Annotated in this window: 11 protein-coding genes; 7 read left to right on the plus strand and 4 right to left on the minus strand. The window is 64.7% G+C overall.

Annotation, left to right across the window (positions count from 1 at the left end; all coding sequences use genetic code 11):
- Positions 1-7: 7 nt before the first annotated feature.
- Genes DM373_RS04810 through DM373_RS04820 form a run of 3 tightly spaced genes read left to right on the plus strand, consistent with a single transcriptional unit; the run spans position 8 to position 2399 of the window.
- Entirely contained in the window at positions 8-787 is a 780-nt protein-coding gene (locus tag DM373_RS04810; RefSeq protein WP_110992487.1) for a 5-oxoprolinase subunit PxpA, read from the plus strand.
- Positions 784-1479, plus strand: coding sequence for a 5-oxoprolinase subunit PxpB (gene pxpB, locus DM373_RS04815; RefSeq protein WP_110992488.1), 696 nt, complete (start codon positions 784-786; stop codon positions 1477-1479). Before DM373_RS04810 ends, pxpB begins: the two co-directional genes overlap by 4 nt.
- Positions 1476-2399 (plus strand): 5-oxoprolinase subunit C family protein, encoded by a 924-nt coding sequence (locus tag DM373_RS04820; protein ID WP_110992489.1) that lies wholly within the window; start codon positions 1476-1478, stop codon positions 2397-2399. Before pxpB ends, DM373_RS04820 begins: the two co-directional genes overlap by 4 nt.
- Before the next feature lie 100 nt (positions 2400-2499).
- Here DM373_RS04820 and DM373_RS04825 read toward each other — a convergent pair whose 3' ends face one another.
- Both DM373_RS04825 and DM373_RS04830 read right to left on the minus strand, forming a co-directional pair.
- The gene (locus tag DM373_RS04825; RefSeq protein WP_110992490.1) at positions 2500-3678 is read right to left on the minus strand and encodes a vWA domain-containing protein; all 1179 of its coding nucleotides are present in this window, start codon (positions 3676-3678) and stop codon (positions 2500-2502) included.
- 13 nt (positions 3679-3691) lie between these two features.
- Entirely contained in the window at positions 3692-4537 is an 846-nt protein-coding gene (locus DM373_RS04830) for an AAA family ATPase (RefSeq protein WP_110992491.1), read from the minus strand.
- Positions 4538-4831: 294 nt separating this feature from the next.
- Between DM373_RS04830 and cysK the strand changes: the two genes are divergently transcribed.
- From cysK to DM373_RS04845, 3 genes are all read left to right on the plus strand, one after another.
- The gene (gene cysK / locus DM373_RS04835) at positions 4832-5806 is read left to right on the plus strand and encodes a cysteine synthase A (RefSeq protein ID WP_110992492.1); all 975 of its coding nucleotides are present in this window, start codon (positions 4832-4834) and stop codon (positions 5804-5806) included.
- Between the two features lie 246 nt (positions 5807-6052).
- Positions 6053-6988: an aspartyl/asparaginyl beta-hydroxylase domain-containing protein gene (locus tag DM373_RS04840; RefSeq protein WP_110992493.1), complete on the plus strand. Its 936-nt coding sequence runs from the start codon at positions 6053-6055 to the stop codon at positions 6986-6988.
- A 457-nt stretch (positions 6989-7445) separates the two neighbouring features.
- Positions 7446-8327: a DMT family transporter gene (locus DM373_RS04845; protein ID WP_110992494.1), complete on the plus strand. Its 882-nt coding sequence runs from the start codon at positions 7446-7448 to the stop codon at positions 8325-8327.
- Positions 8328-8431: 104 nt separating this feature from the next.
- Here DM373_RS04845 and DM373_RS04850 read toward each other — a convergent pair whose 3' ends face one another.
- Complete coding sequence (locus DM373_RS04850; protein ID WP_110992495.1) at positions 8432-9307, minus strand: DMT family transporter; 876 nt, start codon at positions 9305-9307, stop codon at positions 8432-8434.
- A 151-nt stretch (positions 9308-9458) separates the two neighbouring features.
- On the opposite strand from DM373_RS04850, the gene aceK reads away from it, so the two are divergent.
- The gene (gene aceK, locus DM373_RS04855; RefSeq protein ID WP_110992496.1) at positions 9459-11174 is read left to right on the plus strand and encodes a bifunctional isocitrate dehydrogenase kinase/phosphatase; all 1716 of its coding nucleotides are present in this window, start codon (positions 9459-9461) and stop codon (positions 11172-11174) included.
- 129 nt (positions 11175-11303) lie between these two features.
- Here aceK and DM373_RS04860 read toward each other — a convergent pair whose 3' ends face one another.
- Entirely contained in the window at positions 11304-12164 is an 861-nt protein-coding gene (locus DM373_RS04860; protein WP_110992497.1) for a DUF6279 family lipoprotein, read from the minus strand.
- Between the last annotated feature and the right edge of the window lie 59 nt (positions 12165-12223).

A 12223-nucleotide genomic window follows, 5' to 3' on the forward strand; every position in this document is an offset into this window, starting at 1 on the left:
AGGCAGCATGAACATCGACACGGGAATCAGCCAAGTGAAACGCCTGCTACTCAATTGCGACATGGGCGAAAGTTTCGGCAGCTGGCGCATGGGCCTGGATGCCGAGGTGATGCCGTACATCGATTGCGCCAACATCGCCTGCGGCTACCACGCCGGCGACCCGGGCACCATGCGCCGCACCGTAGCCCTGGCGCTGGAGCACGGCGTGACCATTGGCGCGCACCCGGCCTACCCGGACCTGGTGGGCTTCGGTCGCCGCTCCATGGCCTGCAGCAGCGAGGAGATCCGCGACCTGCTGCACTACCAGATCGGCGCGCTGGATGGCATCTGCAAGGTGCAGGGCAGCCGAGTGGCCTACATCAAGCCCCATGGCGCGCTGTACAACGACATGATGGCCGACCCGCAAAAGCTGCGTGCCGTGCTCGAGGCCGTGGCTGCCTATGACGGCAACCTGCCGCTGATGCTCATGGCCACCGCTGACAACAGCGCCGCCCAGGCCCTGGGCGACGAAATCGGCGTGCCGTTGTGGTTCGAAGCCTTCGCCGACCGTGCCTACACCGCCAGCGGTCACCTGGTGTCGCGGCGCCTGCCGGGCGCGGTGCACCACGACCCGGCGCTGGTGGTCGAGCAGGCATTGCGCCTGGCCCGGGGTGAAGCACTGGTGGCTGATGACGGCAGCGCTGTGCGTCTGAACGCCAGCACCCTGTGCGTGCATGGCGACAACGACAGCTCGGTGGCCGCCGTGCGCCAGATCCGCCAGGCCCTCGACGCGCTGGAGCTGCCATGACGCCGCGTATCGAGGTGGTGGCGATCGACAGCCTGATGGTGCGCCTGTTCGAGCGTATCGATGAGGCCAACATGCCCTGGATTCTCGCCGCCAGCCAGCGCCTGCGAGCGGTGTTCGGCGCGCAGTTGATCGACCTGGTGCCGTCCTATACCACGCTGATGGTGCAGTTCGACCTGGCACCGAACCAGGCGCGCCAGCGCATTGTGCAAGCATTCGAAGGGTTGCAGCCGGACCCCGGCAGCGCCGGGCGGCGCCACGAAATCCCGGTGTGGTACCACGCCAGTGTCGGCCCTGAGTTGCCGCTGCTGGCCGCCCGCAGCGGGCTGAGTGAAGCCGAGGTGATCGGCCTGCACAGCGGTCGCGACTATCCGGTATTTGCCTTGGGTTTCGCCCCCGGCTTCGGCTTCATGGGCCTGGTCGACGAGCGCCTGGCCAGCCCGCGCCTGAGCACCCCGCGCAAGCGCGTGGCGGCGGGCAGCGTGGGTATCGCCGAACGCCAGACGGCCGCTTACCCGGCGGTATCGCCGGGCGGCTGGAACCTGATCGGGCGCACCCCGGTGCGCCTGTTCGACCGTGAGCGCGAAGGCTACAGCCTGCTGCAGCCAGGTGACCGGGTACGTTTCGTGGCGGTTGAGCGCGGTGAATTCATCACGTTGGGCGGCGACGACAGCCCGTTGGAGGCCCAGGCATGAGCCAGTTGCGGATCGAGGCCAGCACCGCGCTGTGCCTGTTGCAGGATGCCGGGCGTTTCGGTGTGCGCCACCTGGGGGTGACCCAGGGCGGGGCGTTTGATTGGGTGGCCATGCGCTGGGCCAACTGGCTGCTGGGCAATGACCTGGACAGCGCTGTGGTCGAGATCGCCCTGGGCGGTTTCAGCGTGGTCGCCGAACAGGATTGCGTGCTGGCGTTGGCCGGTGCCGACCTGGATGCGCGTATCGATGACCAGCCAGTGGCGCCTTGGCGCAGCTTCATGCTGGGCAAGGGGCAGCGGCTGAGCTTGCGTCAGCCGCGCCAGGGCGCGCGGGCCTATCTCGCTGTGCCCGGTGGTTTCACCGCCGAGGCGGTGCTGGGTAGTTGCGCCACGGTGGTGCGCGAAGCCTTGGGTGGCCTGGATGGACAGGGCCGCGCGTTGCTCAAAGGAGAGGTACTGCACGCGGGTGCCGCCATCGCGAGGCAAGCTCGCTCCCACGTGCCTGAAGCGGTGCGTCCGGTTTATGCCCAGAAGCCCATGCTCGACCTGGTGATGGGCGCGCAGATCGGCGACTTCAGCGGTACCAGTTTGTTCGAGGCGTTCAATCGTGACTGGACATTGGACAGTCGCGCCGATCGCATGGGCATCCGCCTGTTGGGGCCGCAGCTGGTGTACCAGGGGGCGCCGATGATTTCCGAGGGCATCCCGCTGGGCGCGGTGCAGGTGCCGCCGGATGGGCAGCCGATCGTGCTGCTCAATGACCGGCAGACCATTGGTGGCTATCCGCGGCTGGGTGCGTTGACGCCGCTGGCCCTGGCGCAACTGGCGCAGTGCCTGCCGGGGGCGCTGGTGCGGTTCCGGGCGGTGGTGCAGGACGAGGCGTGGCGGGAGCAGCAGGTGTACCTGCAACGCTGGCGGTGATCCTGCTGGCCTCATCGCCGGCAAGCCGGCTCCCACAGAGGGCACGCGAAATCCTGTGGGAGCCGGCTTGCCGGCGATGAGGCCGGGCCTGCTGAAAGGCCTACTTGGACAGATATTTCATCCCATCCTCCAACCCCTGCAAGGTCAGCGGATACATCTTGTCCTCGATCAGGTCGCGCACCAGGTGGGTCGACGCCGTGTAGTCCCAGGCCTGCTTGGGGTACGGGTTGATCCAGATGATTTTCTTGAACTTTTCCATGAAGCGCTGAATCCACACATACCCGGCTTCTTCGTTCCAGTGCTCGACGCTGCCACCCGGCTGGGTGATCTCGTAGGGGGCCATGGCGGCGTCGCCGACGAAGATCACTTTGTAATCGTCGCCGTACTTGTGCAGCAGGTCGAAGGTGGCGAAACGCTCCGAGGTGCGGCGCAGGTTGTTCTTCCACACCGACTCGTAGACGCAGTTGTGGAAGTAGTAGTACTCCAGGTGCTTGAACTCGGTCTTGCAGGCCGAGAACAGCTCTTCGCACACCTTCACATGGGCATCCATCGAGCCGCCGATGTCGAACAGCAACAGCAGCTTCACCGTGTTGCGCCGTTCGGGACGCATCTGGATGTTCAACAGCCCCGCGTCACGGGCGGTGTGGTCGATGGTGCCGTCGATGTCCAGCTCTTCGGCGGCGCCTTCACGGGCGAACTTGCGCAGGCGACGCAGCGCCAGCTTGATGTTGCGGGTGCCCAGCTCGACCTGGTCGTCGAGGTTCTTGTACTCCCGCTGGTCCCATACCTTGACCGCCTTGCCCTGGCGCTTGCCGGCGTCGCCGACGCGGATGCCCTCGGGGTTGAAACCGCCCGAGCCGAACGGGCTGGTGCCGCCGGTGCCGATCCACTTGTTGCCGCCGGCGTGGCGTTCCTTTTGCTCTTCGAGGCGTTTCTTGAATTCCTCGATCAGCTTGTCCAGGCCACCCAGGGACTGGATCTGTGCGCGCTCTTCGTCGCTCAGCGAACGCTCGAACTCCTTGCGCAGCCAGTCCTCGGGGATCAGCGCCTCGATGTGCCGGTCGAGGTTGTCCAGGCCCTTGAAGTAGGCGGCGAACGCGCGGTCGAACTTGTCGAAATGGCGTTCGTCCTTCACCAGGATGGCCCGGGCGAGGTAGTAGAACGCGTCCATGTCGGCGAACACCACGCCCTTCTGCAGGGCGTGGTGCAGGTCGAGCAGTTCGCGCACCGACACCGGCACCTTGGCCGCGCGCATTTCATTGAACAGGTTGAGCAGCATGGCCCGGCTCCTGTCAGCGGTTGCCGCGCCGGCTCATGAAGGCCAGGCGCTCGAGCAGTTGCACGTCCTGCTCGTTCTTGACCAGTGCCCCGGCCAGCGGCGGGATGGCCTTGGTCGGGTCGCGTTCACGCAGTACCGCCTCACCGATGTTGTCGGCCATCAGCAGCTTGAGCCAGTCGACCAGTTCGGAGGTGGAGGGCTTTTTCTTCAGGCCCGGCACCTTGCGCACGTCGAAGAACACGTCCAGCGCCTCGCTGACCAGCGATTCGCTGATCTTCGGGTAGTGCACATCGACGATGCGCTGCAGGGTGTCGCGGTCGGGGAAGGCGATGTAGTGGAAGAAGCAGCGGCGCAGGAAGGCGTCGGGCAGCTCCTTTTCGTTGTTGGAGGTGATGATGATGATCGGGCGCTGCTTGGCCTTGATGGTCTCGTCGGTCTCGTAGACGTAGAACTCCATCTTGTCGAGCTCTTGCAGCAGGTCGTTGGGGAACTCGATGTCGGCCTTGTCGATCTCGTCGATCAGCAGGATCACCCGCTCCTCGGCCTCGAAGGCTTCCCACAACTTGCCCTTTTTCAGGTAGTTGCGCACATCGTGGACTTTGTCGGTGCCCAGCTGCGAGTCGCGCAGGCGGCTGACCGCGTCGTACTCGTAGAGGCCCTGATGGGCCTTGGTGGTCGACTTGATGTGCCAGGTGATCAGGCGCGCGCCGAACGAGGCGGCCAATTGCTCGGCGAGCATGGTCTTGCCGGTGCCGGGCTCACCCTTGACCAGCAGCGGGCGCTCCAGGGTGATGGCCGCGTTGACCGCCAGTTTCAGGTCGTCTGTGGCGACGTAGTCGCGGGTGCCTTCGAACTTCATGAACCGATCCTCTGAGGGCTTCGAGGGCCTCTTCGCGGGTAAACCCGCTCCCACAAGTAACTGCATTCCCTGTGGGAGCGGGTTTACCCGCGAAGAGGCCGCTGCGGACAAGCGCTGATTGTTGGCGACGACTATAACCCCAGCCCCGACGCCTGCAAACGCAGACCCGGTATTCAGTCCCTGAATGGTCCGTCACGACCGGCCGCCCGGCAGGCGCGATCAGGCTTTACGCTCCCCCGTTGCAGGCTTACCCTGATGTTTTTCCCCGCTCGTTCATGTTCAAGGACACCTGCCATGAGCCGTATCTACGCAGACAACGCCCACTCCATCGGCAACACGCCGCTGGTGCAGATCAACCGCATCGCCCCGCGCGGCGTGACCATCCTGGCCAAGACCGAAGGGCGCAACCCTGGCTACTCGGTGAAGTGCCGGATCGGCGCGAACATGATCTGGGACGCCGAGAGCAGCGGCAAGCTCAAGCCGGGCATGACCATCGTCGAGCCCACCTCGGGCAATACCGGCATCGGCCTGGCCTTCGTGGCCGCCGCCCGTGGCTACAAGCTGATCCTGACCATGCCGGACTCGATGAGCCTGGAGCGGCGCAAGGTGCTCAAGGCGCTGGGCGCCGAGCTGGTCCTGACCGACAAGGCCAAGGGCATGAAGGGCGCCATCGAGAAGGCCAACGAGATCGTCGCCGCGAACCCTGCGCAGCACTTCCTGCCGGGCCAGTTCGACAATCCGGCCAACCCGGCCATCCACGAGAAGACCACCGGCCCGGAAATCTGGAACGACACCGATGGCGCGGTCGACGTGCTGGTGGCTGGCGTCGGCACCGGTGGCACCATCACCGGGGTGTCGCGCTACATCAAGCACACCCAGGGCAAGGCAATCCTGTCGGTGGCGGTGGAACCGGTGAATTCGCCGCTGATCAGCCAGACCCTGGCCGGTGAGGAACTCAAGCCCACCCCGCACAAGATCCAGGGCATTGGTGCCGGCTTCGTGCCGAAGAACCTCGACCTGTCGATCGTCGACCAGGTGGAAACGGTGACCGAGGACGAGTCCAAGGCCATGGCCATTCGCCTGATGCAGGAGGAGGGCATTCTCTGTGGCATCTCGTGTGGCGCGGCGATGGCGGCGGCGGTGCGCCTGGCGGAAAAACCGGAAATGCAGGGTAAGACCATCGTGGTGATCCTGCCGGACTCGGGCGAGCGCTACCTGTCCAGCATGCTGTTCAGCGACATGTTCAGCGACCAGGAAAACCAGCAGTAACCCCTGCGGCTGCTGAGCAGTCCATCGCTGATCCGGCTCCAACAGGGTATGCGTTGCCTTTGTGGGCGCCGGCTTGCCGGCGATGTGTCAGGCCCCACCGCTGATCCGGCGCAATACCCCGCCCTGACGTTTGTTGCACAATCCTTAACACTGCGATCCGCCCCCGGTTGTTTTTACCCGGGGCGGATGGGTTTATGATGTCCGGCTATTCGGGGATGGCCAGATTTCCCCTCCAAGGAGTGTTGCATGACCTTTTCCTTTGTCGCCAAGGCCGGAGTGTTGCTGGTCTTTTTCGGCAGCGTGCTGTTCGTACACCTGCGCGGCAAGGCGCGTCTGCCGGTGCTGCGCCAGTTCGTCAACCATTCGGCGCTGTTCGCCCCGTACAACAGCCTGATGTACCTGTTCTCCGGCGTGCCTTCCAAGCCGTACCTCGACCGCCAGCGCTTCCCTGAACTGGACGTGCTCAAGGACAACTGGCAAACCATCCGTGAAGAGGCCATGCGCCTGTTCGACGAGGGCTACATCAAAGCCGCGGAAAAAGACAACGATGCCGGTTTCGGCTCGTTCTTCAAGAAAGGCTGGAAGCGTTTCTACCTCAAGTGGTACGACAAGGCGCTGCCGTCGGCCGAGGCGCTGTGCCCCAAGACCGTCGAACTGGTCAACAGCATTCCCAACGTCAAAGGTGCGATGTTTGCCCTGCTGCCCGGCGGCAGCCACCTGAACCCGCACCGTGACCCGTTTGCCGGTTCGCTGCGCTATCACCTGGGCCTGTCCACCCCCAACTCGGACAACTGCCGCATCTACGTCGACGGCCAGCCGTACGCCTGGCGCGATGGCGAGGACGTCATGTTCGACGAGACCTTCGTGCACTGGGTGAAGAACGAGACCGAGATGACCCGGGTGATCCTGTTCTGCGATGTCGAGCGCCCGCTCAACAGCCCGTTGATGACCCGCATCAACCGCAAGGTCAGCGCCTTCCTCGGCCGTGCCACCGCACCGCAGAATACCGACGACGAGCGTGTGGGCGGGATCAACCAGGCGTATGCCTGGAGCAAGCGTTTCAGCAATGTGATCAGCGCCCGTGTCAAGCAGTTCAAGCGCGCCAACCCTAAGGCCTACCGCGTGCTGCGGCCAGTGCTCGCGGTGCTGGTGGCCGTCGCGCTGTACCGCTGGTTGTTCTGACGCAGTTGTAGTTTGCACCGGCCCTTTCGCGGGTAAACCCGCTCCCACAGGGTTAGCGCGATCCCTGTGGGAGCGGGTTTACCCGCGAAAGGGCCCGAACAGACAAGTGATTTTTCAGAGGTTGCCCCACCCTCGATTCACCGTTATATTCCGAAACATTCACTTCTGCAGAAGACCTGTTCATGCCAGCCATCCCTTCCACCACCGCTTACGTTCTCGCGCCTGTCGCGGGCGTGGTCGTGCGTGGCAGCCAGCAGCCGGCCATGATCAGTCATTACCCACCACCTGTCAGTGGCGTTGTAGGCGGCGTAGCTCCGCCTCCTTGCGTGGTCGTACTGGGCTGATCGGCGTCTGGCCGCATCCCTCGCACACGCAACCTACTGAACACGGTCGGCTATCTCTCGATACGCGATAGAACCGCCCGTACGGCTTTCCTTGCCCATACAGGTGGCAATACATGTCTTTTTTCAACAAAGCATCCGTGGCCTCGGCGGCCACCACCAGCCTGTTCGTCCTGCTGTGGAGCAGCGGGGCGATCGTCTCCAAACTCGGCCTGGCCCAGGCCAGCCCCTTCGCCTTCCTCCTGCTGCGTTCGGCGCTGGCACTGGCCGGTCTGCTGCTGATCGGCCCGTTGCTGGGGCTGCGCTGGCCGCGTAGTCGGGGTGGCATTCTGCGCGCCCTGGGTACCGGCTGCGTGCTGCTCGGCGCGTACCAGATCTTCTACCTGCTGGCGCTGAACACCCACGTCACCCCCGGGGTCATGGCCACAGTGATGGGCGTGCAACCGATCCTCACCGTTGTCCTGATGGAGCGTCAGCGTTCCTGGAGCCGGCTGTTCGGCCTTGGGTTGGGCCTCGGTGGGCTGGTGATGGTGGTCTACCAGGGCATCAACCTGGGTGGTGTTTCGTTGCTGGGGATGCTGTTCGCCTTGCTGGCGCTGGCCAGCATGACCTGCGGCTCGATCCTGCAGAAGCGCATTACCGACAACCCGATGGGCACCTTGCCGCTGCAGTATCTGGCCGGGTTCGGCCTGTGCGCGCTGTTCGCGCCGTTCCAGCCGCTGCAGGTGCAGTGGAATGCCAGCTTCGTCGGCGCGCTGCTGTGGATGGGGCTGGTGGTCTCGTTGCTGGCCACGCTGCTGCTGTACCGGCTGATTGCGCGGGGCAACCTGGTCAATGTCACCAGCTTGTTCTACCTGGTACCGGCGGTGACCGCGGTGATGGATTTCATCATCTTCGGTAACCGCCTGGCGCCGCTCAGCCTGCTGGGCATGGGGCTGATCGTGGTCGGGCTGCTGTTTGTGTTCCGCAAACCGGCGTTGCGCACAGCGCAGGCCTGACGCCAGTGGGAGCGTGGGAGCGGCGGTGCGCCGTTGCGACTTGCCCCGCGATTTCGTCCGATCTGACGAAATCGCGGGGCAAGCCCGCTCCCACGCTACCCGGTTCACTGCCGGGCAGGGCGCAGCACCAGCCACAGTGCCGCGCCAATCAGCACCCCGCCGTACAGGTGCGCCATCGACAGTGGCTCGTCCAGCAGCCACGCCCCCCACAGCACGCCGAACACCGGAATCAGGAAGGTCACGGTACTGGCCTTGACCGGCCCGATCTCGTCCAGCAGGCGGAAGTACAGGATGTAGGCGAACGCGGTGCACAGCAGGCCCAGGCCCAGCAGTGACAGCCACACCTGCCAGCCACCCCAGCTGGCCGGCGGCTGGGTGAGGGCGCTCCAGGCGAACAGCGGGCTGAGCAGCAGCGTCGCGCCGAGCATGCTGCCCAGGGCCGACAGGCGGCTGTCCAGGCCGCTGATCCAGCGCCGGGCGAGGAAGCCGGCGAAGCCATAGCAGGTGGTTGCCGCCAGGCACGCCAGAGCGCCTTGCAACAGGGCCAGATCCAGCGCCGCAGGCCCTGCGCCGCTAAGGATGCCGACACCGAACAGGCCGAGGAAAATCCCGCACAGCTTGGTCAGGGTCATAGGTTCACGGAAGCACAGTGCGCCGATCAGCACGCCCATCAGGGGCGTGGTGGCGTTGAAGATCGCCGAATAGCCGGCCGGCAGTACCTGCGCCGCCACCGAATAGAAGGTCGCCGGGATGCCGGAGTTGATCATGCCCAGCACCAGGCAGGCGCCCAGCTTGCCATTGAAGTCCCAGCGCACCCGGGTAGCGGCGAGGATCGCGATCAGCCCCAGGCAGGCGATCGACACTCGGAAGAACGCGGTCGGCACGGTGCCGAGCTCCGGGGCGATGATGCGCATGAACAGGAAGCTCGCCCCCCAGACAGCGGCAAGGGTCAGCAGGCGGGCTAGGGCGATGGGGCTCACGGAGGTCTCCGGCAGTGGGGCAGGGGCGCGAGTGTACGTCACGGGCCTTGGCGATTCTTGTGCTTTCTTGCCCCGCGATGGGCCGCACGGTCTTCCTTAAAATCCGCAGGCGACTAAGCTCTTTAACTCACCTTGACTCGAGGCCCCGCGCATGACCCAACCCTGGCCCGCTGCCGACATCGCCCGCGTGATCCTCGAGGGCTTCGACGACTACCGCGAGCATTTTCGCCGCATCACCCTGGGCGCCCGCGAGCGTTTCGAGCAGGCGCGCTGGCAGGACATCCAGCAGGCGGCAGCGGCCCGTATCAACCTCTACGAAGAAAAGGTCGCCGAGGCCAACGGCAGGTTGCGCCAAGGGTTCGAGGCGCCGGTGTTGCTGGACGTGGAACAGTGGCCGCTGGTGAAAAACGCCTACATCCGCCTGATCGACCCGCGGCTGGACGATGAACTGTCCGAAACCTGGTACAACTCGCTGTTCTGCAGCCTGTTCAGCCATGACCAGATCAGCGACGGCTGCATGTTCATCCACACCACCCGGCCTTCGATGCGCAGTCGCGAGCGCGCGGCGCAAACCTGTACTTACCCGCTCGAGGGCGGGGTGAAGGGAGTGTTGCGGGCGATCTTCGCCGATTATGCATTCAACGAGCCCTACGCTGACCTGGAGGGCGACCTGGCACGGCTGGAGCAGCAACTGCGCGAGAGCCTGCCCGACTGGGTGTGCAAGGACCCGGCGCTGGCCGTGGAACTGTTCAGCCCGGTGCTGTACCGCAACAAGGGCGCCTACCTGGTCGGGCGCCTGCACACGGTCGACGAGCAATGGCCGCTGGTGATCCCGCTGCTGCACCGCGAAGGGCATGGCATCGAGGCCGACGCGCTGATCACCGACGAGGCCGAGGTGTCGATCATCTTCTCCTTCACCCGCTCGTACTTCATGGTCGATGTGCCGGTGCCGGCGGAGTTCGTCAACTTTCTCAAGCGCATCCTGCCGGGCAAGCATATCGCCGAGCTGTACACCTCGATCGGCTTCTACAAACACGGCAAGTCGGAGTTCTACCGCGCGCTGATCGGCCACTTGGCGCGCAGCGATGACCGTTTCATCATGGCCCCGGGGGTACGGGGGATGGTGATGAGCGTGTTCACCCTGCCGGGCTTCAACACCGTGTTCAAGATCATCAAGGACCGCTTTTCGCCCTCAAAGACCGTTGACCGTGCCACGGTGATCGACAAGTACCGGCTGGTGAAAAGCGTCGATCGCGTCGGACGCATGGCCGATACCCAGGAGTTCGCCGATTTTCGCTTCCCGCAGGCCAAGTTCGACCCCGAGTGCCTGGCCGAGCTCCTGGAGGTGGCGCCTTCCACCGTAACGCTGGAAGGCGACACCGTGCTGATCCGCCACTGCTGGACCGAACGGCGCATGACCCCGCTCAACCTGTACCTGGAGCACGCCAGTGAGGCGCAGGTGCTGGAGGCGCTGGAGGATTACGGGCTGGCCATCAAGCAACTGGCGGCGGCCAATATCTTCCCTGGCGACATGCTGTTGAAGAACTTCGGTGTCACCCGCCATGGCCGGGTGGTGTTCTACGACTACGACGAAATCTGTTTCCTTACCGAGGTCAACTTCCGCCATATCCCGCCACCGCGCTACCCGGAGGACGAGATGTCCGGCGAGCCGTGGTATTCGATCGGCCCGCATGATGTGTTCCCCGAGGAGTTCCCGCCGTTCCTGTTCGCCGACATGGGCCAGCGGCGTCTGTTCAGCCGCTTGCATGGCGAGCTGTATGACGCCGATTACTGGAAGGGGCTGCAGGAGGCTATCCGGGCGGGCAAGGTGATCGATGTGTTCCCATACCGGCGCAAGGTGCGCTGACAAGATGCTCTGACAAGGGATTCTGTGGGCGCGGGCTTGCCCCGCGATGGCGCCAATCGAGCCACAACCATTGCCTGGTCGGACGCTATCGCGGGGCAAGCCCGCTCCCACAATTTCTATGCGCCTGATTTACCCTTTCAGGCACTTCAACTCACTGAAATCCGTGCGCACCTTGTTCAATTTCTGCTGCAGGAATTGCCGCTGCGCCGGGCTGCTCTGTTTCATCAGGTCCACCAGCAGGCTGCGTGCCTGCTGTTCACTGTTCTGGAAGGCCTGACGGTACTCCGGCGTCCACAGGCTCTCCTTGCGCTGCAGCAACTGCGCAAGGCGTGGCTCGAAACCGGGGGAGGCGCGTTGCTCCATCGCCAGCGCCAGTTGCTGTTGCCAGTGGGCGCGGTTGGCGATTGCGCTACGGTTCTGGTCACCCAAGGCCTGCGACCAGCTCATCACCCGCAGGCGTTGCTCAGCGGTCAGTTCGCCAAGCCAGGGTTCAAGGCGTTTCTCCATGCGCGTGGCGCGTTGTGCGACCTGTTTAGGCAGCGGCGTCTGGGCGTAGGCTTGCCGGCGCTTGTCGATGTCCTGGCGAAACGCCTGGCGCATCTCGGCCACCTGGGCGTCGCTCATGCCGCGCAACAGCTCGCTGGCGGAAGGGGTGATCTGCTCGGCGACCCGTCCGATCGCCTGGCGTGCCTCGGCAGTGCGCTGTTGCAGGGCCGCATCGGTGACGGTATCGCTGGCGACCATCCCTTGCACCCGGTCAAGCCAGTCGAGGTAGCCGGGCAATTGGGTGCGGCAATGCCAGGCCAGTTGCTCCTTGAGCCGTTCGTCGAGCAGGCGCTTCTGCTCGCGGTTCATGTCCAGGTAGTCGCCCAGCGACCACGGCACCAGGCGGTCGAGGTTGCGGTAGGCCAGGTCGATGCGGTTGCAGGCCGCCAGCACCAGGGCCAGGGCAACGACCATGAGCAGGGCTTTGGTCAGGCGTACAGGCATGAGCGAATCCTTGCAGGGACTGGCCAGGCGGTAGACGCAAAGGGCGCGCGGCGGTTCCG

The sequence above is a fragment of the Pseudomonas sichuanensis genome (assembly GCF_003231305.1).
Taxonomy (GTDB): Bacteria; Pseudomonadota; Gammaproteobacteria; order Pseudomonadales; family Pseudomonadaceae; genus Aquipseudomonas; species Aquipseudomonas sichuanensis.